Annotated in this window: 18 protein-coding genes; 7 read left to right on the plus strand and 11 right to left on the minus strand. The window is 61.0% G+C overall.

Going from position 1 to position 22,495, the window contains the following annotated elements; translation table 11 throughout:
• Positions 1 to 4: 4 nt before the first annotated feature.
• The 3 genes from ACR3XE_RS03125 to ACR3XE_RS03135 are packed head-to-tail and all read right to left on the minus strand — an operon-like array spanning position 5 to position 2,094.
• Entirely contained in the window at positions 5 to 295 is a 291-nt protein-coding gene (locus tag ACR3XE_RS03125; protein ID WP_473699048.1) for a type II toxin-antitoxin system RelE family toxin, read from the minus strand.
• Entirely contained in the window at positions 282 to 530 is a 249-nt protein-coding gene (locus ACR3XE_RS03130) for a type II toxin-antitoxin system Phd/YefM family antitoxin (protein ID WP_473699047.1), read from the minus strand. The genes ACR3XE_RS03125 and ACR3XE_RS03130 overlap by 14 nt, the downstream gene beginning before the upstream one ends.
• Positions 531 to 561: 31 nt before the next feature.
• On the minus strand, positions 562 to 2,094 hold the full coding sequence (locus ACR3XE_RS03135) for a S1C family serine protease (protein WP_473699046.1): 1,533 nt from the start codon (positions 2,092 to 2,094) through the stop codon (positions 562 to 564).
• Positions 2,095 to 2,199: 105 nt separating this feature from the next.
• On the opposite strand from ACR3XE_RS03135, the gene ACR3XE_RS03140 reads away from it, so the two are divergent.
• The 3 genes from ACR3XE_RS03140 to ACR3XE_RS03150 are packed head-to-tail and all read left to right on the plus strand — an operon-like array spanning position 2,200 to position 4,461.
• Complete coding sequence (locus tag ACR3XE_RS03140; protein ID WP_473699045.1) at positions 2,200 to 2,664, plus strand: DUF1203 domain-containing protein; 465 nt, start codon at positions 2,200 to 2,202, stop codon at positions 2,662 to 2,664.
• Between the two features lie 19 nt (positions 2,665 to 2,683).
• Entirely contained in the window at positions 2,684 to 3,706 is a 1,023-nt protein-coding gene (locus ACR3XE_RS03145; RefSeq protein ID WP_473699044.1) for a bifunctional transcriptional activator/DNA repair enzyme AdaA, read from the plus strand.
• Positions 3,703 to 4,461 (plus strand): isocitrate lyase/PEP mutase family protein, encoded by a 759-nt coding sequence (locus ACR3XE_RS03150; RefSeq protein ID WP_473699043.1) that lies wholly within the window; start codon positions 3,703 to 3,705, stop codon positions 4,459 to 4,461. Before ACR3XE_RS03145 ends, ACR3XE_RS03150 begins: the two co-directional genes overlap by 4 nt.
• On the opposite strand, the gene ACR3XE_RS03155 is transcribed toward ACR3XE_RS03150, so the two are convergent.
• From ACR3XE_RS03155 to ACR3XE_RS03175, 5 genes are all read right to left on the minus strand, one after another.
• Entirely contained in the window at positions 4,455 to 6,047 is a 1,593-nt protein-coding gene (locus ACR3XE_RS03155) for an alpha/beta hydrolase (protein ID WP_486185902.1), read from the minus strand. The two genes, ACR3XE_RS03150 and ACR3XE_RS03155, sit on opposite strands and share 7 nt — an antisense overlap.
• 102 nt (positions 6,048 to 6,149) lie before the next feature.
• A complete protein-coding gene (locus ACR3XE_RS03160) occupies positions 6,150 to 7,736 on the minus strand; it encodes a tetratricopeptide repeat protein (protein ID WP_473699041.1) in 1,587 nt (528 codons plus the stop codon).
• 88 nt (positions 7,737 to 7,824) lie between these two features.
• Positions 7,825 to 9,993, minus strand: coding sequence for a primosomal protein N' (locus ACR3XE_RS03165; protein WP_473699040.1), 2,169 nt, complete (start codon positions 9,991 to 9,993; stop codon positions 7,825 to 7,827).
• Positions 9,994 to 10,058: 65 nt separating this feature from the next.
• Positions 10,059 to 11,144, minus strand: a complete 1,086-nt coding sequence (locus tag ACR3XE_RS03170; protein ID WP_473699039.1) for a PepSY-associated TM helix domain-containing protein — start codon at positions 11,142 to 11,144, stop codon at positions 10,059 to 10,061.
• Positions 11,144 to 13,294 carry a TonB-dependent receptor gene (locus tag ACR3XE_RS03175; RefSeq protein ID WP_486185903.1) on the minus strand — a complete coding sequence of 717 codons (2,151 nt, stop codon included), beginning with the start codon at positions 13,292 to 13,294 and terminating at the stop codon, positions 11,144 to 11,146. Before ACR3XE_RS03175 ends, ACR3XE_RS03170 begins: the two co-directional genes overlap by 1 nt.
• A 142-nt stretch (positions 13,295 to 13,436) precedes the next feature.
• Here ACR3XE_RS03175 and ACR3XE_RS03180 point away from each other — a divergent pair, with 142 nt between their 5' ends.
• Positions 13,437 to 15,779, plus strand: a complete 2,343-nt coding sequence (locus ACR3XE_RS03180) for a patatin-like protein (RefSeq protein ID WP_486186011.1) — start codon at positions 13,437 to 13,439, stop codon at positions 15,777 to 15,779.
• A 14-nt stretch (positions 15,780 to 15,793) separates the two neighbouring features.
• Here ACR3XE_RS03180 and ACR3XE_RS03185 read toward each other — a convergent pair whose 3' ends face one another.
• From ACR3XE_RS03185 to dnaK, 3 genes are all read right to left on the minus strand, one after another.
• Entirely contained in the window at positions 15,794 to 16,741 is a 948-nt protein-coding gene (locus ACR3XE_RS03185; RefSeq protein WP_473699038.1) for an MBL fold metallo-hydrolase, read from the minus strand.
• Between the two features lie 75 nt (positions 16,742 to 16,816).
• Positions 16,817 to 17,947 carry a molecular chaperone DnaJ gene (gene dnaJ / locus ACR3XE_RS03190; protein ID WP_473699037.1) on the minus strand — a complete coding sequence of 377 codons (1,131 nt, stop codon included), beginning with the start codon at positions 17,945 to 17,947 and terminating at the stop codon, positions 16,817 to 16,819.
• A 66-nt stretch (positions 17,948 to 18,013) separates the two neighbouring features.
• Positions 18,014 to 19,924: a molecular chaperone DnaK gene (dnaK, locus tag ACR3XE_RS03195; protein ID WP_473699036.1), complete on the minus strand. Its 1,911-nt coding sequence runs from the start codon at positions 19,922 to 19,924 to the stop codon at positions 18,014 to 18,016.
• 155 nt (positions 19,925 to 20,079) lie between these two features.
• Here dnaK and ACR3XE_RS03200 point away from each other — a divergent pair, with 155 nt between their 5' ends.
• The 3 genes from ACR3XE_RS03200 to ACR3XE_RS03210 are packed head-to-tail and all read left to right on the plus strand — an operon-like array spanning position 20,080 to position 22,495.
• Positions 20,080 to 20,604, plus strand: a complete 525-nt coding sequence (locus ACR3XE_RS03200; RefSeq protein WP_473699035.1) for a copper chaperone PCu(A)C — start codon at positions 20,080 to 20,082, stop codon at positions 20,602 to 20,604.
• A gap of 7 nt (positions 20,605 to 20,611) precedes the next feature.
• Positions 20,612 to 21,082, plus strand: a complete 471-nt coding sequence (locus ACR3XE_RS03205; protein WP_473699034.1) for a vgr related protein — start codon at positions 20,612 to 20,614, stop codon at positions 21,080 to 21,082.
• A gap of 57 nt (positions 21,083 to 21,139) precedes the next feature.
• Positions 21,140 to 22,495 carry a DNA recombination protein RmuC gene (locus ACR3XE_RS03210; protein ID WP_473699033.1) on the plus strand — a complete coding sequence of 452 codons (1,356 nt, stop codon included), beginning with the start codon at positions 21,140 to 21,142 and terminating at the stop codon, positions 22,493 to 22,495.

Consider the following 22,495-nt stretch of genomic DNA (forward strand, 5'->3'; position numbering starts at 1 on the left):
TCGGTCATTCTAGCCGACGGGTCGCCAGTTTATAGACCGCATTGCGCTCGCGCTTTCCAACGGCAACCACGATGATTGTGACAGTCTCGTCCTCGACCTGATAGATCAGCCGATATCCCGCCGCGCGTAGTTTGATCTTGTAGCAATTGGTCATGCTCGACAGCCGCGTCGAAGCGACATGCGGGTCTTTTAATCGCTCGGCGAGTTTCTTGGCGAATTGGGTCCGGACATTACTGCCCAGTCTGTCCCATTCTTTCTTCGCCTCCTCGAAAAAGTCGAGATTATAGGTCGTCAATATTCACCCTGATCCGCTTCTGGCCTTGGCGAGCTTTGACGATTTTCGTGAGTTCAATGTCGTCCAATGCTTCGATAATCTCTTCCCACGCTTTGGCAGGCACGAGATAGGCGGTGGGTGAATTGCGATTGAGGATCGCCACCGGAAACCCCTCCGCCGCCGCAATCGCCGCCGATGGATTCGCCTTAAGATCCGAAATACTGATGCCGAAATCGGCAAGGAGTGGTTTATTCATGACCGTTTAATAGGTCTTTTAACAGGTCTTGTCAATTCGCCGATTTCGCTGCCGGTTGGCACCCATAGACCAGCCGCTCGTTCGGGCTTGCGGGCAGGACGGCGCGGATGGCGTCTTGCTGGATGGCCAGGCTGTCGACCGCGCTACTGTTGGCGGTGCAGCTTTTGACATTCACCCCGGCGCGCAATTCGCGGGCCTTTGTCATTGTATCGGCGTCGAGCAGATAGCGATCGACGCGATATTCCTTGGCATCCTCGTCGATCGACGCGACGGTAACGGTCGCTTCTTCATTGGGAACAAGGATGCGCTGCCAGCGTCCGTCGCTGCCATGGGCATATTGGGTGCGGTCGTTGACGCAGCCGCTGGCGCTGATCTCCACCGGAACATCGCTGGTCGACGATACGGTGATGCGGCTGCGTTGCGGGCGGATCGAACAGAGATAGCGTCCTTCGGCGAGCTTAGACGCTGTGCCTGCTGCGCCCTTGGTCGTTGCGCTGCCGCTATCGCTGACATCGACGATTGTATCCGGGCGGGTGATGAACAGAGCTGACGCGACGAGGATCAGCGCGACGCCGATGGCCCCCGCAATCTTGGCGTTTTGTATCTTTTTCTGGTTGTGAAAGAAAAAGGCGGCGGCGGCGCCAAAGGCCCCAAGAACGAACAAGACACCCGCCAGCGCGATGCGATTTTCACGCGCGGACAGCGCCGCCTCTTCGGCGCGTGCCCGCTTAAGTTCTTGGTCCAGCCGTGTCGCTTCTTCACGTGCCTGATTGGCGGAGGCTTCGGCCCTGGTTTCTGCGTCCAGCGCCGCGCGGTCGCGGGCATTGGCTTCGTCCATCGTCAGGCAAGCGGTACCGATGGCGTTATATTTCTGGTCGGAATCGGCGAGGAACCGCATGAGTTCGCGGTTCGACACGGCAAAGGCAAAAGGCGAATCGCCATCGTCGGCGCGGGTGATAAAGGTGTTGATGCCGACAACGCGCCCGCACAAATCAACCAGCGGCCCGCCCGAATTTCCGCGCGCGATTTTGGCGGTGTGGACGAGTGTGGCGATGCCGTTGACCGCCTGTTGATTCGACAGATTGCCTTCGCTGCGGACGGGCGTGCGCGGGGTGATATAGTCGGCGGAGCTGCGCGCCGAGGCCAGATCGACATTGCCGGGATAGCCCAATGCGACGACATGTTCGCCCGCTTCGAATGGACCGCTGTAAATGGCGGCGGGCGGCACCCGGCCCTGGGTGATTTCGATCAAAGCCAGATCACGCTTGGAATCGATGGCCACCAGCCGCGCGGAATAGCTTTTTTGGCCCTCCGACGGGACGACACCCAGCGCGACATTTTTGGGATATTTGACCGCCGATTCGACGACATGGGCATTGGTGACGATGCGCGTCGGCGAAACCGCGATGCCACTGCCATGCCCAAAACCGACGACCTCGCCATCGACCATCGCGACCGTCACGACGCGCACAACGCCGCGCGAAACCGCGCTGATATCATCAGCAGCCTGTGCTGGAAGGGTGAAGGAGACAAGGGCGAGCAGCAGAGCGAGGATGCGGATCATGGCGCGCAACCTAATGCGCTTCGCTTTGAACGCAAGCATCGGGACGCATGGGCTGGGGAGGCGTGGCAGAAACGGGGTCATTGATGGCAAAGAAAGGACCTCCCCATGACCTATTCCATTCGCGGCCTCGCGCCCCAGCCCTTCGCTTCCTATTTCGCGATGAGTGACGACGAGCTGGCAGATCATAAGGCCGTGCGCATGACGGCAACAGCGGACAGGGGCTTTCCCTGCCGCATCAGTTTAGAAGATGCGCGCGAAGGCGAAGAGTTGATCTTGCTGCATCACACCAGTCATGATGTCGCGACCCCCTATCGGTCGGCCTATGCCATTTTCGTGCGGTCGGGCGTGGAAGCGTCGGAATATGTCGATGAAGTGCCGCCGGTCTTTGTCGGGCGCCCGATCGCGCTGCGTGGTTTTGACGCTGACGGCATGTTGGCCGACGCGCGTCTCGCCGCAGCGGGTGAGGCCGATAGTGCGATACGGGCGCTGTTCGCCGATGATCGGATCGCCTATATTGATGCCCATAATGCCGCGCATGGCTGTTTTGCTGCGCGGGTGACACGGAGCTGAGCCGATGGACTTTGCGACCATGAGTGATGAGGACCGCTGGGCCGCCGTGTTGTCACGCGACAAGGCTTATGACGGAAGCTTCGTTACCGGCGTGCTCAGCACCGGCATTTATTGCCGTCCCAGTTGCGCGGCGCGCCATCCCAAGCGCGCCAATGTGCGCTTTTTTGAGAGCGGGGCGGTTGCGCGCGCAACGGGGCTGCGACCGTGCAAGCGCTGCCTGCCCGACGATGTGGCGCGTGACGAAGGGGCAGTGCTGGCCGCCATCGCCGCGATCAAGCAAAGCGAGGAGCCGTTAGCGCTGGCCGATCTGGCGCAGCGCACCGGCTATTCGCCGACACATTTCCAGCGCGTCTTTACGCGCCATACCGGCCTGTCGCCCGCTGCCTATGCGCGGGCGCTGCGCGATGAACGGGCGCGGGCCGCCCTGTCGGGTGCAGAGCGGGTGACCGACGCCATTTATGACGCAGGGTTCAGCGGCCCGTCGCGCTTTTATGACAATCTGGACGGGAGAATGGGGATGAGCGCATCGGCGTGGGTCGCGGGCGGCAAAGGCGTGACCATCCACTGGGCGGTGGTGCCAACGAGTCTGGGCGCGATGCTGGTCGCCGCGACAGACAAAGGAGTGTGCCGCCTGTCGTTCGACGAAGGGCGCGCGGCGCTGGAGGCGCGCTTTCCGGCGGCTACTCTGGTTGAGGGCGGCGATGATTTCGAACGATTGCTCGGTGAAGTCGTTGCGGCGGTCGAGGCGCCGGTCAACGGCTTTGACCACATCCCGATCGATGTGAAAGGCACGGCGTTTCAAGAGGCGGTTTGGCGTGAACTGCGCAAGATTCCTGCTGGCGAAACGCGCAGCTATGCCGATATTGCGACAGCGGTGGGCAAGCCCAAGGCGGTGCGCGCGGCGGGCAGCGCCAATGGCGCGAACAATGTTGCGGTGCTGATCCCCTGTCACCGTGTGGTGCGCAGCGACGGCAGCCTCGGCGGTTATGCCTATGGTCTGTCGATCAAGGAAGAATTGCTCAAGCGGGAGATATCAGAATGACGGACCAGATTGCCCAATTCAAAGCGTTGCATGTCCCCGGCGATCCGCTGATCCTCGTCAACATCTGGGACGCGGGCAGCGCGCGGGCCGTGGCTGCTTCGGGGGCCAAAGCGATTGCGACCGGCAGTTGGGGCGTCGCCTGCGCGCAAGGCTCCGCCGACGGCGAGAATTTCCCGCTCGCCGACGCGCTCGCCAATTTGACGCGCATCCGATCGGTCACCGACTTGCCCGTCAGCATTGATATGGAATCGGGATATGGCGTCGATGCGGCGGCGGTGGGTCGTTCGGTCAGCCGCGCCAAGGATGCGGGCGCCGCGGGGATCAATATGGAGGACCGGATGCCCGGTTCGAATGCGTTGATCCCGCTCGGTGAAGCGGCACAGCGGGTTCGCGCCGCCGCTGACACCGGCCTGTTCGTCAATGCGCGCTGCGATGTATTTCGCGGGCAAGATGTCGCCAAAGATGGCGATGCGTTGGTGGCGGCGGTGCTCGAACGCGCGCGGGCCTATGCTGATGCAGGTGCAAGCGGGTTGTTCGTGCCCTTTCTGGCCGATGCGCGCTGTATCGGTGCGATCTGCGACGGCTCGCCGCTGCCGGTTAATATCCTGCGATCAAAGGCGGGGCCGACACATAAGGAACTGGCGGCATTGGGCGTCGCGCGGATCAGCCATGGCCATCAACCCTGGGCCGCCGCCATGGCGTGGCTGAGCGGACAGACGGAGCAAATTTTGGCCGGGGGCGAACCCGATTATTGAGCGATGGGCGCGCCTGCATCGGGACGCGCCACGGCATACATTTCGCGGGCAATTGTTTTGAGGAGTGCACGCGGATCGTCACCCTCTCGATAAAGGTCGAAGTGGGTTTTGCCGGGCAAGAAGCGGAAAGAGGATTTGGCACCCAACCCGTCGAGCACCGCCTGCAACCGATGCGCGGCGCCGTCGAGATAAAAGGTGTCGGCGGTTCCCACGGTCAGGTGAATCTTGCCATCAAGGTCGGGCTTTAGCGTGTCCCAGTCGCGGGCGATGATATGCGCGATGTCATAATGGTCGCGCCAATAGGCGACAACGGCGGGATCGACTTTGCCACTGGCGCGGTTGAACATCTGGCAAGGGCGTCCGTCGGGACAGCGCGGCGAAAAGACCCAGTCAAAACTGGCAATCTGACCGCCATAGCCGCCAAGTGCCGCCTCCAGTTGAGAAAATTGGCGTACCGTCGCGATGACTTTCCCCTTGTTGCGGATAAGCGGCAGATCCTTGCCGTCCGCCCCGACATAGGCGTTGGCATGGTCGGCATAGATGTTGATGCCGGTGAAATCATGAAAGTCGCTGGAGTCGGGTGAGGTTGGCCAGGTGCCGCCGAAGATTTTGGGGTAAGTGACTTGCAGCCACAAAGTCGACCAGCCGCCCGAACTATGCCCGTTGAGAAAGCGGCCATTGGCGCGCGCATCCATGCGATATGTTTTTTCCAGCAACGGAATCGCTTCGGTGGTGAGCGCGCTGCCCCACGGACCATTGTTGACCGAATCGGCAAATTCATGGGTGCCGGTGGCAATATGATGATCGAGAAAGACCCAGATCATCGGTGGCATCTCCCCCTTGGCCATCATCGCCGCGAGGCGCGCCGCGCTCATATGCGCGCTGTTTAGCGTGCTACCAAAGCCGCCGTCCGAATAGGCGGTCGGATAATGCGCCTGGTTCTTTGCATAGCCGGGGGGTAGCGCGACCCAGCCCTTGATCGAGGTCGGCGTGCCTGAAAAGCGCGTCATCAGCGCACTCGGTGCGTCAAAGGCTTTCACAGCGGTCAGTCCGCTTTCAATCATCGTCCGCGATTCGGGCGACAGGCTGGCCAGTTGTGTAGCAAAATCCTGCGCGGGAATTTGATGGTCGAGGGTCAGCGTCGGAACGGTACCCGGCAACTGTGCCTCGATCACTTGCGACACCAGATCACCCGGACCCCGGCCGCCATAATTATAGTCATGGTTGCGATCGAGCACCGCCTGCAGACGATAAGTGCCGGCGAGAAGTTGTGACCATGGTTTTGGAAAGGCCTCGGTCTCGGTGCCAACCAGCGCCACCTGTCCGGCGCGCAAATCCTTGACTTCGCGCGCGGCGATGGCCGTTCCGGTCGGTTCAAAGGGGGACGTATCCACCTCGTCCGAGGGCTTTGCGTCGGGTTCGACACGCTGCGCGAAGATGAGCAGACGACCGGCGTTGCTGGCGCCAAGGTCCTTTGTCGCTGTGACCGGTACTGCGATCGGGGTGGTATGGGCACCCGCCAAAGCAGGCAGCGCCAAAGTTGAAAGCAGAAACGAAAGCGCGGTGCGCATCAAGAGGCTAGGCATAGGCCAAGAATTAACGTCGCATCGCCGCGAGTAAACCAAAATCGACGCAAAGACGCGGCATCTGATTTTTGAGTGGTCTGTGCACCAGCCTCTGGTCGTGCTCTATCCTTTCTTTTTCCCGTCGCGTGCGTCCTTTTTATCTTGAAATATCTCTGCGATTTTCTTGCGCGCATCGTCCAGATCATCCTTTTCGATGAACTCGACCGTTGCAAGAATTTTATTCTCTTTGTCGTCGCCATGAGCTGAAAAGGCGATTGGAGACAATACAGACCGGGCAAGTTTTCCCTTGCCTTCGTTCAGCAATTGCCGTGACAGAATCAGGCGATAATCCCTGTCATAAGACGCTGTGTTAAAGGCATCTTCCAAGAGTATCAGTGCCGGTTCAGGGATCGTTTCACCGGATTCAAAGTATGACAGATAATAGGCGATTGACGGGCGCGGATCTTTCGGATCGAGTTGGTGGGCCTTGAGCAGCACCGGTCGTGCTTTTGCGTACATTGTCTTGTCGGTTTCACCGCGCGCCAGATAGGTTGCGCCGAGCAGATATTGGGCGAACGAGGATTCGGGAGACAGGGCGATAGCGCGTTTTGCCGCCGCCTCTGCTGCATCGAAATTTTGCGCATCTAGCTGTGCTTCTGCGACGATTAACTGAGCGGGGAGGCTTTCGGGATAGGCCTGCCCTTTGCCCTCTAGATCGCTCGCGACGTCTTTGGCCTCTTTGCGATCAACACCGCGTTGCGACCGAATATATTCGCGCATCAGATCTTCTTCAGCCGGGGTCAAGCGCCGCACAGATACCTTGGGTAATGGGACTGCACCGGGAGGAGACACCAGGACGGGGAAGGGGCCATTTTTATATTTGTGCAATTCCTTTTGCAGAACACTCAAGTCACCAAAGGCGGCCGTCGCCGCTTCCAAGCTGTCTTCTCCATTATTAAGTGATTTCAAATATTTGGGTAACTGACCTCTTCGTGCAGCATTGAAATTCAAATAGTGCGATAACAACCAGCCAAAGGTATAAGATTGATATTGCTCCATACGCGTAAGCTTCACATTGTGATCAAATAGGCGCGTCAAGCGAACGTCAGGAAGCAACTTCAACCCTCGACCGCGCGACTGCGGAACCAAGCCACCTACAAAGCTACCATCTTCTCTAAATTCGATCGTGCTGTACATTTCCGCAAAGCCTTCAGAATACCAATGCGGATATGCCGTACTGAAATTGGTCAGCATGAAATGATGCGTATATTCGTGAAACAGCACCCGCTGTGCATCGAGCACGGGGTTGTCGTCCCTGCGTACGCTGCTCATGTCGCGCCGCTTTTCACGGGAAGGGACAAAGGCAACGGTGTTGCCAGCGCGGGGGATATAAAAGCCAGCGATACCGGACCCAGGGGCTCCGGCGACATAGGCAATATCGTCAGCATCACCGCTGCGAAACACTTTTACCTTGTTGGCCTCACCCATATCGGGGCCTGGTATAGGAAGTTTCTGCATATAGCGCAGTGCATTGTCATAGCGTTCAAGTAACTGGGCGAATTGTTTAGCATCGTCTTGTTTGCTTTCAGAATAAACGATGAAATGGCTAGTCTCGGCTTCCCACCATTCCGCATGGGCGCTAGCGCTCATTGTCAACACTGCCAGTGCCACGCTGCTGCCAATCGTTCGCGCCAATTTCTGCAAATTCACCAGTACTACTCCCCGATAGTTACCAACTCAGAATGTGATGCCTAACAGGAAAATGTCACAAGTCCAATTCTGCCAAACTGCAGCATTCTCACACGAAACTATAGGGGTCGATATCGATTGCGAGGCGCGCTTTGTTGGGCCAGTCGATACTGCTCACCCAGTCGCGGATGGTGCTCTGCAAATCGAAGCTGCGCGGGGCGTGGAGCAGGAGGCGGAAACGGTGGCGGCCGCGCAGCATGGCGAGCGGCGCGGGGGCGGGGCCATAGACGGCGAGGCCATCGGCGACCGGTGCCTTGGCGCCCAGCCGCTGTGCGACACTGCGGGCGACCTCCATATCCTCGGACGAAATGACCAGCGCGGCAAAGCGGCCATAGGGTGGGGCGCCAGCCTGCCGCCGTGCCGCCGCTTCGGCCTGATAAAATCCGTCGCGGTCGTTCGCGACCAGCGCCGCCATGACGGGGGCGTCGGGAACGCGCGTCTGGATCAGCACCTCGCCATGTTTGACCCCGCGACCGGCGCGTCCGGCGACCTGCGCGATCTGCTGGAACGTCCGCTCCGACGCGCGCAAATCGCCGCCGTCGAGGCCAAGGTCCGCATCGACGACGCCAACCAGCGTCAGATTGGGGAAATGATAGCCTTTGGTGACAAGCTGCGTTCCGATGATGATATTGACCAGCCCGCCCTCGACATTTTCGACAAATTCGGCGGCTTTGGCGGGTGACCATAGGGTGTCGCTGGTGACGATAGCGGTCCGCGCTTCGGGAAAGCGCAGCGCCACTTCATCGGCAACCCGCTCGACCCCCGGGCCGCAGGCAACGAGGCTGTCCTCCTCTTCGCATTCGGGGCAGAGGCGCGGCGGCGGCATGACATGGCCGCAATGGTGACAGGCGAGCCGGTGGACCAACCGGTGCTCGACCATCCAGGCGGTGCAATTGGGGCATTGGATGCGGTGGCCACAGGTGCGGCACAGGGTCAGCGGGGCAAAGCCGCGCCGGTTGAGAAAGAGAAGGCTCTGTTCGCCCTTTTGCAAGCGGTCGGCGAGCGCGGTGACGAGCGGCGGCGCGAGCCAGCTTCCGCGGTCGGGCGGGTCGCTGCGCATGTCGATGGCGGCCAGATCGGGCATGGTGGCCCCGCCATAGCGGGCGGGCAGGATGATATGGCGATAGCGTCCAGCCTCGACCTGCGCGAGGCTTTCGAGTGCGGGGGTTGCGCTGGCGAGAACCACCGGCAAGCCTTCAAAATGGCCCCGCATCACCGCGACGTCGCGGGCGTGATAATGGACGCCATCTTCCTGTTTGAAACTGGTTTCATGCGCCTCATCGACGACGATGACACCCAGCCGCGCATAGGGCAGGAACAGCGCCGAGCGCGCCCCGACGACGATGCGCGCATCGCCGCTGGCAATCGCATGCCAGGCGCGGCGGCGCTCTGCGGCGCGTAGCCCGCTGTGCCACGCGGTCGGCTCGCAGCCGAAACGCGCGGTAAAACGTTTAAGCATTGGTTCGGTGAGCGCGATTTCGGGGAGCAGGACCAGCGCCTGTTTGCCCGCATCCATCGCCGCAGCAATCGCCTCCATATACACTTCGGTCTTGCCCGATCCGGTCACACCGTCGAGCACCAAGGTTTCAAATTTGGCTGCTGTCACCGCATCGACCAGCCCCGCCGCGGCCTCGCGCTGTTCGTCCGAAAGGTCGGGCGGTGCAAAAGCGGGGTCGGGGTCGGGATAGGGGGCGTCGGCGGACACCGCGACGGGGTCCAGCGTGCCAGAGTTGACCAGCCCGCGCACCACCGCCTCGCTGACCTCGGCCAGCGCCGCCAGTTCGCGCACCGTGCCTTGCGAAGCGCCGATGGCGTCGAGCGCGACTGTGCGTTGCGGCGTCATGCGCGGGGGCAATGCACCGGTGGCGCGATATTCGATGATCGGGCGGCGGGCATCGGCAAAGGCGACACCGGGCAGCACCATGCGCAACACCGCGCCGGGCGGCGACAGATAATAATCGCTCGTCCATTCGATCAGGCGGCGCAGCGGTGCGGACAGCGGCGGGACAGGTGCGACCTCGAACAGGTTGCGCAGCCGGTTGTCGCCGACCGGATCGGGCGCGCCGAACGCGCTATCCTCCCACACCACGCCGCCCAGCCGCCTTGGCCCCAGCGGTGCGATGACGACGCTGCCCAATTCGGCCTCCATACCATGCGGCACCCGATAATCGAGCGGGCCGAGGGCCGAAGTGAGGAGGAGAACGCGGGCGCGGGTCATGGGATGCGACAGGATATAGGCGTCCTGCCGCAATAGGAAAGCATGCTCCCGCAGTGGCGGCGAAATCAGCCGGTGGCGAGGGCTGCGCGTGCGGGCTTTTTGACGCGCTTGTTACGGCGGAACCAGAAACTCCAGACTGCAAAGCTGCCGAGCATCGCCATGCCTAGTCCCGACAAGGTCATCACCAGCCGATAGGCCAGCCCGCCGACCTTTGCGGCGTGGACGGGATAGGCCATGTTGAAAACCTGCGCGCTGGTCGGCAGCGCCCGCGCATCGCGTGCGCCGAGCAACAGGCCGCTCGCGGCATCGAACCACAGCGTTGTGCGCCCGTTGGGCAGCCATTCCTCGGGCTGGCGCATCCGCAATGCTATCGGGTCGCCCGGCTTTCGCGGCAGGCTGAGGATACGATATTCAGCCTCGGGGAAACGCGCATGGGCGGTCGCCAGCATGGCGCGCCAGTCGGGTTTCTCGGTCAGGACTCCGCCCTTATATTTGGGCGATGTCAGCGATTTGCTGAGTTCGTCGGGGCTGCCAAAAGGGGACAGCACCAGCGCGGCGACGGGCCGGAACAACATTATCGATCCGGTCAGCGCCGACAGGAAAATCAGCGGGGCAATTACAACGCCCAGATCGCGATGCTGGGTCAATATGGCGGGGCGCGTCATTCGCTTGGGCCAGAGGCGCAGGCGAAAACTGCGCCGCGTGCGCCACCATAAAATGGTGCCCGTTACGACAAAGAACAGCGCGCAAAGTCCGGCAATGCCCGACGCAGTTTCTCCGGTCTCACCCGCGAACAAATGATGGTGGAGATCGAATATCCACAATTCAGGGCGTTCCCACTGGCTGGCCCAGCGGGTTACAATATTGCCCGCCTGATCGGCATAAAGCCCTGCGTCACCCGACAATCGCACCCGATGCAGCCCCAAGCTTTGCGACGCATAGATGATGCCCTGCGGGTCTCCGGACGTTGCCATCAATTTTTCGGTTGCGGCGGTGATGCTGGCGACATCGCCCAGTTGTGCATCATCGGCGTGCGGCAGCATGATCCAGCTATCGCGATGCACCAATATTGCGCCGGTCAGCCCCAGCACCGTCAGCACCAGTCCGATCAGCCCGCCGGTCCAGCGGTGGAGGAGGTCGAGCAGCTTCATCAGAAGCGCGCGTCCCACCCGAGGGTAAAGGTGCGTCCGCGACCGGCGAAGTTAAAGAAATTGTCGGTCGGGCGCTGGGTGTCGCTGGCATAGCTGAAATATTGCTTGTTGAACAAATTGGCGACGCTCAGGCTGATCCCGCCGATACCGGTCTGATAGCGGACATGGGCGTCGGTCAGCGTATAGCCGCCAAAATCATTGCGCGGGTCGGTGGTGGTGCCAGAAAATTTGCGCGAGAAATAAACCTGCGTCTGCACACGCGCCGACACCGGGCCACGCGCAAAACTTGCGGCCAAATTCAGCCGGTCGGGCGAAATATTCGCGCCATCAAGGTCGCTATCGACCTTTTCATCACCATCGCTGTCGAACCGACCGTTGAGATGGGCATAGCCGACCGACAGCTTCAGTCCGTCGATGGGTGTCTCGACGCCCAGGTTGACCTCCAGCCCTTCGATCTCGACGCGCTGGCGCATGACTTCGAAAATGCCGTCGGGGCGGGCGGCTAGGCGCTGACCCTTGTCGCTCGATGACCAGAAATAGGTGGCGCTGGCGTCGAGCGGCCCGCGCTTCACCTCGACCCCGATTTCGCGGTTGTTCGATACGATGGGGGAGATGTCGAGGAAATTGTCGATATCGATACCCGGCGTGTTCACCGCGCGGGTGATGCGCCCGACATCGGGGACGGTATAACCCTCGGCATAGCTCGCATAGGCGCGGATGCCTTTTACGGGTTCGACAATCACGCCGCCATTGATCAGCGCATCCTTGAAAGTCGGGCTGCCGCCCAAAACCATGGTGTTCCCTGCACTGGCGAGCGTGGTGTAATCGTCGATGGTGATTTTGACATTCTCGTACCGCATGCCGCCGGCCAAGCGGACCAGCCCGTCGAACAGTTTCAGATTGGCCTGAGCAAAGGGGGCAAGGCTGCGGAAATCGGTCGGCGGCACCCATGTGCGGTTGGTTGCGATCAACCGTTGTTCGGTGGTGTCCCACAAAGCGTCAAAACCCAAGGTCATGGTCAGCGCTTCAAAGCCGGGAATGGCGCGTTCATAGCTGACTTTACCGCCGATTTTGCGGCTGCGGTTTTGCGACTGGTCGAACAGGGTGCCGACGGGCGCAATGGCGGCGTCCTGAAAAGTGGCGATCGGATTGACCTCGCCGCCAAAAGTATCGCGGCTGCGGTTCCAGAAAATCTGGCTGATGAAATTGCCGCCGCCCAATCCGGTGTCGGTCAGTGACAGGGCAAGGCTTTCTGTGCGGCCGGTGCCGGGAACCCCCGGAGGCGCGCCACGCACCGCGCTGGTCGGCAGGCTGGTCAGTCGGTCACCGGCAATCGCGACATAATCGCCATCGCCCTTCAGCTCGAAGCGGCTTGCGATCAGGTCGATCCGCGCGGTATCGCTGAGTTCATAACCAAAACGTCCGAACAGCGAGAATGTCTTGCTGTCCTGCGTCTCGCCCTGCGTAAGGTTGATGCCGATGGGGCGGCCCTTGCCGTCACGAAACACGCCGCGCAGCTCATAAGTGGCGCCCACGGTCGCGTCGAAGCGGTCTGCCTTATATTGCACCAGTCCGGCGAGCTTTCCGCCCATTCCGGCCTTTGAAAAGTCATTGTCGGCGGTGCCCTGGATCAGCGCGCGGCCTGACAGGCCTTCGCGGGTCGGCGCCCCGACGGTCACCTGATTGACGATGCCGCCGGTGCCGCCAATGCCCTGCAATGCGTTGGACCCAAAGATCAGCTCGACCCGGTCGATGAAAAAGCCGTCGATGGTAAAGCCATCGCGGCTGCCGTCGCGCAGCGGGGTCGATTGCGGGATGCCGTTGATCGCATAAAGCGGAGAACGCCCGCGCAGTGTTTCGCCCGCGCCCGACAGTTTCTGCCGCGTCGGGGAGAAGGAGGGGGTGAGCGAAGCCACGGCGTCGGTGACCGATCCCCCGATGGCGATTTGCTGGTCGAGCGCGTCCTTGTCGATGATCTCTATGGTCAGCGGTAGCGCCGACGGCGGCAGAATCGTGCGCGCGGCGGTGACGATGATGCTGCTGTCGTCGGTGTCCGCGGCACCATTGCTGGCGTCAGGCGCACCCTGCGCCAGAACCGGCGTGGAAAAGGCGGTGCTCAGCATCGCGGCGGCAAAAATCTTGCGAATCATTCTCAACTCCTGTTGAAAGTCCGCTAATGCGAATGATTTGCACACGCAAGCTCAAATGCGGGTTTGCAGGCGACTTTTGGCCGATCTTTACCGTAGCATCGAAAATTTCGCCTTGTTCGAAATTTCGCGCTATCAGAATGCCATGCGCGAGAAAGAGCTTCGCTTCGCCCTCATCTGTTACGGCGGCATCAGCCTGGCCGTTTATATGCACGGCATCACCAAAGAGGTGTGGCGGCTCGCCGCTGCCTCGCGCGCCGTTCACGACGGAGATCCGCTCAGCGGGTCGGGCGCGGTTTATGGCGAACTGCTCGACGCGATGGCCGAACACAGCCATATCCGGCTGCGCGTGCTGGCCGATATTGTTGCGGGGGCGAGCGCAGGAGGCATCAACGGTATCTTCCTCGCCCGCGCGCTCGCAACCGGCCAATCGCTCGAACCGCTCACCGACCTGTGGCTCGACAGCGCCGATGTCGACCGGTTGATCGACCCCGATGCGCGGCCCTTGTCGCGCGCGACTAAATTTTGGGCGGTGCCGATTGCGGGCTGGGCAATGAAGCGGCGTGGCAATGTCATCGATCGCACTGTCGGCGCGGCGGCGCAGGATGAGGTGCGCGCCAAGCTGTCGCGCTTTGTCCGCGCGCGCTGGTTTCAGCCGCCCTTTGGCGGCGAGACATTCTGCAACCTGCTCATCGACGCTTTTGATGCGATGGACGCCGGACCAAAGGGGCCGCCGTTGGTCCCCGATGGCTTGCCGGTCGACCTGTTTGTTTCGGTGACAGATTTTGCGGGGCATAGTGCGCTGCTGGCACTCAACAGTCCGCCCCGCGTGACCGAGCAGGAACATCGCCTTGTGATGCATTTCTGCAAGGCGAGACAAACGGGTGGATCGGGCGCGCAACTCGATGACAGAATTGCCCTGACCGCGGCGGCCCGCGCGACCGCCAGCTTCCCCGGCGCCTTTCCCCCCTTTACCTTGCGCGAACTCGATCGGGTGCTCGTCCGGCGCAGGCTGGATTGGGCACGACGCGACGAATTCATCACCACCCAATTGCCTGTAGCGACCGAGGATATAGAGCCTGCCGACCGCGTGATGATTGACGGATCGGTGCTGGCCAACGCGCCATTCAAGCCCGCGATTGCAGCGCTCAAACAGCGTCCGGCTCGGCGTGAGATTGATCGGCGCTTTGTCTATATCGACCCCAAACCCGATTATCGCGCGATCAGCCTCGGCAAAGTGGCTGGGCAGCCCGACGGCGATGCAGAGGATGGTACTCCCCGTTTGCCGGGGTTTTTGACAACAATCCTCGGTGCTCTTTCCGAAATTCCGCGCGAACAGCCGATCCGCGACAATGTCGACGCACTCGCCGGCCTGTCACGGCGGATTCGCCGGATGCAGCACATCGTCGATGCGATTAAGCCCGAGGTAGAGGAACATGTCGCGGCCTTGTTCGGGACGACCTTTTTTCTCAACAGCCCGACGATCCCGCGGCTCAAGAAATGGCGCGCCAAGGCGCAGGATGAAGCCTCTGTGCGCGCAGGATTTGCCTATGCACCCTATGGCCATTTGAAATTATCGTCGGTGGTCGAGGATCTGGTGGGAGTAATCGACCGGCTGGTCCCCGCCAAGGGAGAGGTTCATCAAGGCAACCGCCGCGACGCCCTGTGGGAGGAAATCCGCCGGCGCGGGCTCGACCGTATTTCGGGCAAGCGCGGCGCGGGGGCCAATGACGATGCGATTGCCTTTTTCCGCGCCCATGACCTCGATTTCAGGGTCCGCCGCTTGCGCTTTCTGGCGCGCGAACTCGACGCGGCTGTCGAGGCCAAGCGCGAGGCGAGCGACCCCGCCTGTGAAATAATGCGCAGCGCCATATTCACCGCGCTCGGCATCTATCTGGAGCGCGAGGGCGATAGCTGGCTGGCCGACATCGATGTTGCACCTGATGCCGATATGGGGGCGTGGCTCGACGCCATCGCAGAGCGCCGCGACCTCACCGCCGCCGACAGCGAAGCCGATGCGCTGGTCGCCGATGCGCTCGCCACCTTGCCCAAGGATGACCGGCGGGTGATGCTGCTCGCCTATTTGGGCTATCCCTTTTACGACATTGCGACGCTGCCGCTGCTGCAAGGCGAGGGTTTTGACGAATATGATCCGGTCAAGATCGACCGCATTTCGCCGTCTGATGCCAATGCGATCCGGACCGGTGGCGCGGCGGAGTCGCTGAAGGGAATCGAATTCAACAGCTTCGGCGCCTTTTTTAGCCGCGCCTATCGCGAGAATGATTATCTGTGGGGACGACTACACGGTGCCGACCGCCTGATCGACATCGTGGCGAGCAGTGTGAGCGGCGACGGAGCGCTCCCCGCCGCAGACCTCGCCAGGATCAAGCGTCGGGCCTTTCACGCGATCTTGGATGAAGAGGAAGGGCGCTTGCCCAAGGTTGCGGCATTGATCGCCGAATTGCGGGTTGAGATTGACGCAGACTAAGACGCGTCAGAGCTTTAGTGCGCGTGGTCGCCGCTGTCCTGATCGCTCATAATATCCTTGGATCGGTCGGGCTGGTGATGATGCGGCTTCTCGCTGTTATACACCGCCGTGACAAAGGCATCGCCCGAGATAAAACCGCCGGGGACTTCCCATTTGGTCGCCGGCTTCATCGCCTGAATCTCGGTCAGCGATTTTCCCGCCGCCTTGGCGCTTTCGACCGCAGCGATCACACTCGCCAGCATATCGCGATAGGCGACAAGGTCGGCCTTGGTCGCCAGTGGGCCGTGACCGGGGATGATGACCGTCTGGTCGTTGATTTCCCCCAGCACCATGTCGGCAGCGGCCAATACGCCATAAACCGAGCCACCGCTTTTCAGGTCGATGAAGGGAAGCGAGATTTTGTTAAAGAAGGTGTCGCCCATATGGACAACATTGGCTTTGTCCCAGAACAGGATTGAATCGCCGTCGGTGTGGGCGTGCGGGGCGTGGCGGACGCGGATCGTGTCGCCGTTGAGGTGCAGCGTGATGCCGTCATGATAGGTAAGGACGGGCAGCGCAGCGGCAGGCGCGGGGGCGGATTTTCCGCCGCTGGCGACATTGCCCTCGGCCAGTCGCTCGCGGACATGATCCTGCGCCATGATCATCACGCCCGCCTTGCCGAAATTTTCGTTCCCGCCGCTATGGTCGCCATGCCAGTGGGTGTTGATCAGCCATTTGACCGGACTCGCGCCAAGGGCGGTGACTGCGGCTTCGATTTTAGGGGTTAGCGGTGCAAACTGGTCATCGACCAGCACGGTGCCGTCGCTGCCATGGCTGACCGCAATATTGCCGCCCGCGCCAAACAGCACCGACACGCCGGGTCCCGCCTGCTCGGTCTTGATTTCGACCTTGGAGAAATCCTGCGCGAATGCGGGCAGCGGGGCGAGGAGCAAGGCGAGCGGTGCAAAGCGAAGAGGGCGCATGGGGAATCTTCTTTCCGTGTGGGCGGGGCAGACAGGCTACCAAGCGGACCACAGGAAAGATAGGTGGGCGTGACCCTAATCGGTCAGATCGTCCCACATATCCTTGATGCGCGTGAAAAAGCCTTGCGCGGCGGGGCTTTCATCGCCGGTCTCGGTTTCCTGAAACTCGGCCAGCAATTCCTTTTGCCGCGCGCTCAATTTGGTTGGGGTTTCGACATCGACCTGAATCACCAGATCGCCATGGCCGCGCCCGTTGAGGACCGGCATACCGGCCCCGCGCTGGCGCAATTGCTTGCCAGACTGGATGCCCGCGGGAATGCGAATGTCGTGGCGCGTGCCGTCAAGGCCGGGGATGGTGATTTCGCCGCCCAGCGCCGCCGTGGTAAAGCTGATCGGCGCGCGGGTGAACAAGGTTGTGCCCTCGCGCTCGAACAATTTGTGCCGTTTTAAGTGCAGGAAAATATACAGGTCGCCAGCCCCGGCACCGCGCGCGCCCGATTCGCCTTCGCCGCTCAGCCGGATGCGCGTGCCTTCGTCGACACCGGCGGGGATTGTGACGGTCAGCGTCTTGCGCCGGTCGATACGGCCTTCGCCCTGACAGGTGGGGCAGGGGTCGGCGATAACCTCTCCCGCGCCCTGACAATGGGGGCAGACGCGCTCGACCATGAAAAAGCCCTGCTGCGCGCGCACCTTGCCATGACCGGCGCAGGTGGTGCAGCGATGGGTCGAGGTGCCGGGTTTGGCGCCGCTGCCATCACAGCTGTCGCATCGCGCCGCGACATCGACTTCAATCTCGCGGCTGCATCCGGCGAAGGCATCCTCCAGCCGGATTTCCAGATCATAGCGTAAATCGGCACCACGCGCGGGGCCGCGTTGGCGCTGGCCGCCGCCGCCAAAGGCAGAGCCAAAGATCGATTCAAAAATATCGCCAATGTCGCCAAAATCGGCTCCGCCACCACCACCGCCGGGGCCGCCATTCTGGAACGCGGCCTTGCCGAAGCGATCATAGGCCGCGCGCTTTTGCGGATCGCGCAGGCAGTCATAGGCTTCGCTGATCGCCTTGAACCGGGCTTCGCTGTCATGGCATCCCGGATTGCGGTCGGGATGATATTGCATCGCAAGCTTGCGATAGCTGGCCTTTAGCGTGCGATCGTCGGCGCTGCGATCACATTCCAGTAACTCATAATAATCGATGTCGAGTGACATTTAGGTCCCCAGTTAGATCAGGTCGCCCCGTTCGCGCGGTTGATGGCGCGAACGGGGCTTGTCTGATCAGCCCTTATTGTCTTCGTCGACTTCCGAGAATTCCGCATCGACGACATCTTCGTCTTCGGCCTTGGGCGCTTCGCCCTCGGCGTCGGGTGAGGCGGCGTCCTTTTGCTCTTGCTCATAGATCGCCTGGCCGAGCTTCATCGCGACTTGCGCTAGCGCTTGGCTCTTTTCGGTCATCGCTTCGGGCTCGCCGCCTTCGACAGCGGTTTTCGCTTCGGCAACGGCGGCTTCGATTTCGGCCTTGAGCGCGGCGTCGATCTTATCCCCATGCTCGACCAGCTGACGCTCGGTCGTGTGGATCAGGCTTTCGGCGTTGTTCTTGGCTTCGGCAGCCTCGCGGCGCTTTTTGTCTTCTTCGGCAAATTGTTCGGCGTCCTTGACCATCTGATCAATGTCGCCGTCCGACAAGCCGCCCGATGCCTGGATCTTGATCTGCTGTTCCTTGCCCGTGCCCTTATCCTTGGCATGGACCGACACGATGCCATTGGCGTCGATGTCAAAGGTCACTTCGATCTGCGGCACGCCGCGCGGAGCGGGCGGGATGCCGACGAGGTCGAACTGGCCGAGTGCCTTGTTGTCGGCGGCCATTTCGCGCTCGCCCTGAAAGACGCGGATCGTCACAGCCGACTGATTGTCATCAGCGGTTGAATAGACCTGCGACTTTTTGGTCGGGATCGTCGTGTTGCGGTCGATCATGCGTGTGAACACACCGCCCAGCGTTTCAATGCCCAGCGACAGCGGGGTCACGTCGAGCAACAGCACGTCCTTGACGTCGCCCTGTAGCACGCCGGCCTGAATCGCGGCACCGATGGCCACGACCTCGTCGGGGTTGACGCCGGTGTGGGGTTCTTGGCCGAAGAAATCTTTCACGACTTCGCGGACACGCGGCATACGTGTCATGCCGCCGACCAACACGATTTCGTCGATATCCTTGGGGTCGACGCCTGCGTCCTTGATCGCTTTTTTGCAGGGGTCGAGGGTCCGCTTGACGAGGCTTTCGACCAGCTTTTCAAGGTCCGAACGGGTGATCGTCTTGACCAGATGCTTCGGCCCGTTGGCGTCGGCGGTAATGAAGGGCAGGTTGACCTCGGTCGTTGCCGCCGATGACAGTTCGATCTTGGCCTTTTCAGCCGATTCTTTCAGGCGTTGCAGCGCCAGCTTGTCGCCGCGCAGGTCAATGCCTTCGTCCTTTTTGAACGCATCGGCCAGAAATTCGACAATTTTGCTGTCGAAATCTTCACCACCGAGGAAGGTGTCCCCGTTGGTCGACTTCACTTCGAACACGCCATCGCCGACTTCGAGAATCGAAATGTCGAACGTGCCGCCGCCAAGGTCATAGACCGCGATCGTCTTATTCTCGGTCTTGTCGAGGCCATAGGCGAGAGCGGCTGCGGTCGGTTCGTTGATGATGCGCAGCACTTCAAGGCCCGCAATCTTGCCGGCATCCTTGGTCGCCTGACGCTGGGCGTCGTTGAAATAGGCGGGGACGGTAATCACCGCCTGCGTCACCGTTTCACCCAAATAGGATTCGGCGGTTTCCTTCATCTTTTGCAGGATGAAGGCGGAAATCTGTGACGGCGAATATTCTTCGCCGCCTGCCTTGACCCACGCATCGCCGGTCGAGCCCTTTGCGATTGCATAGGGGACCAGTTCCATGTCCTTTTTGGTCATGGGGTCGTCAAAGCGGCGGCCGATCAGGCGCTTGACGGCAAAGATGGTGTTTTCAGGGTTGGTCACGGCCTGGCGCTTGGCAGGCTGGCCAATCAGGCGCTCGCCATCCTTGGCAAAGGCGACGATCGAGGGCGTCGTGCGCGTGCCTTCCGAATTTTCAATTACCTTGGGCTTGCCGCCTTCCATCACTGCAACACAGCTGTTGGTGGTTCCCAGATCGATCCCGATCACTTTTGCCATGAGTCTTTCGTCCTTTTGTCACATAGTCTGGCGCCCTGACGGCACGCCATATTTCTTGGGTTATGGGCGCGATATAGGTGCGCTTGTCCTTGGCACAAGGGCTGCCAATGCCTATCTGGAAGATGAAATTGCTTCCGATACAGGAGTCCGCGCTCATGAAATTCCTCCCCCTCGCCACCCTCGCTGTGGCTTCGCTTTCGCTAACCGGCTGTCATGAAAATCTGGTCGAGGGCGCGGTGTTGCATGTCGCCAGCGGCTATATTGAACTTGGCGCGACCCCCGATCGCCCCTCTGCCGGCTATTTTACGGTTGAGGGCGGAGAGCAGCCGGTCGACCTTGTCGCCGTGTCTGCCGATCTGGCACAGCGCGTCGAAATGCACGAGAGCGTCAAGGAAAACGGGATGATGACGATGAAGCCGCTGCGCTCTGTCCCCGTCCCTGCCAAGGGCGAGATGGATTTTGCGCCCGGCGGTAAGCATCTGATGATCTGGAATATCAATCCGGCGGCGATTGAGGCGGGGCGGCTGCCGATGGTGTTTGTTTTCACCAACAAGGATCGGATCTTGTTCGATCTGGAGATTAAAAAGCCGGTGGCAGCACCTGCGACAGGCGATGCGCCCGCAGCAGAAACCGACGCGGCGGCACCCGCCGACGCCCCGATGAAAGATATGGCGCATTAGGCGCAGCGTGCCCAAGGCTTCGCGTCCCTTAACCACCGGCGAGGTAAGGCTGGCGCGCGGTGTGTTTGGTGACGCCATCGCCTATGACCATGTGCGGGTTTGCCATCATAAATGGATTTTCTTTCAGCCGCGCCGCACCGTCATGGCGCCGATGGGGCATATCCATTTCAACCCGCACGGCACGCTTTATTGCGACGATTTCAGCACTGCTTCGCAATCGCTGCAGGGCCTGTTTATCCATGAAATGACCCATGTGTGGCAGGCGCAGACGCGTGGCCGTTGGTATCTGGTGCTGATGCGGCACCCCTTTGCCAGCTATAGCTATGGCCTGAAACCCGGCTGGCCGCTCAGCCGTTACGGGCTGGAACAACAGGCCGAAATTGTCCGCCATTATTGGCTGTTGACGCAGGGCCAGACCGTCGCCGGTGCGCCGGGGGTCGATGCCTATCGTGCGATTTTACCTTTTGTTCCGGCATAATCCCGCCATTTCAAAAACCACTGGTCAAGCGCGCCCTGTTCATTCTATGTTCCGCGCATGATTATGACCCAGATTTTTCTCATTCTTGCGGCCTTGCTGGTCGGGGCGCTTATTGGCTGGCTGTTTGCCGGTCGTCAGTCGGCTGGGTTAAAGGCCGAGCGTGACAATTTTGCCGAGCGTTTCAAGTCCGCAATCGCCGATCTGGCGGGTGAATCAACCGGGCGTCAGACCGCAGAGCGTGAGCTTGCGGCGCTGTCGAGCGCGCAGACCGAGCGTGAGAAAGCGTTTGAGGCGCAGATCGCTCAATTGAAGGATGCACAGGCAGCGCTCACCACGCAATTTCGCGAAGTGGGTCAAACAATGCTCGACACGGCGCAAAAAAGCTTCCTCGAGCGTGCCGATGAGCGGTTCAAGCAAAGCGAAGCGAGCAGCGGAAAGAGTTTGGAGGCGCTGCTCAAACCGGTGCACGACCGGCTGGAAAAATATGAGGTCGAGGTGAAAAAAGTCGAGGCCGAACGCCGCGATGCGTTCGGCTTGCTCGGTGGTCAGATTGCCGCGATGCGCGAGGGCACCGAGCGCGTGTCGAGCGAAGCGGCGAAGCTGGTCAACGCACTACGCAATGCGCCCAAGGCGCGCGGGCGCTGGGGTGAACAGCAACTTCGCAATGTGCTCGAAAGCTGCGGGCTATCCGAACATGCCGATTTTCAGACCGAGGTCAGCGTTGACGATGGCGACGGCGGACGGCTGCGGCCCGATGTGGTGATCCGCGTTCCCGGCGGACAGAATCTGGTGATCGATGCCAAGGTTTCGCTCAACGCCTATCAGGATGCTTTTGGCGCGGTCGACGAGGCCGAAAAGGCGGTGCATCTGACCGCCCACGCCACCGCGATGAAGGCGCATGTCAACGCGCTGGGGGCCAAGAGCTATTGGAACCAGTTTGAAGACACGCCCGATTATGTCGTGATGTTCGTGCCGGGTGAGCATTTCCTCGCCGCGGCACTCGATCAGGATGCGGCGCTGTGGGACTATGCTTTTGACCGCAAGGTGCTGCTGGCCACCCCGACCAATTTGATCGCCATCGCGCGCACGGTGGCGGCGGTGTGGCGGCAGGAAAAACTGGCGGGGCAGGCGCGCGAAATCGCGATGCTGGGCAAGGATCTTTATGCCCGTATGGCGGTGATGGGGTCGCACATTGCCAAGGTTGGCAAGAATCTTGATGCCGCGACGGGAGCTTACAACAGCTTTGTCGGCAGTTTCGAAAGTCAGGTGCTGACCCAAGCACGACGGTTCGAGACGCTTGATATCGAAACCGGCGCCAAGGATATTCCCGTCTTGCCTGTCGCCGAACAAAGCGCCCGCCCACTCGCCAAACTGGCCAGCGCGCCCTCTGCGGTCAACGACGCTGGGGAGTAA

The organism is Sphingopyxis sp. 10G20-10, from assembly GCF_057365075.1.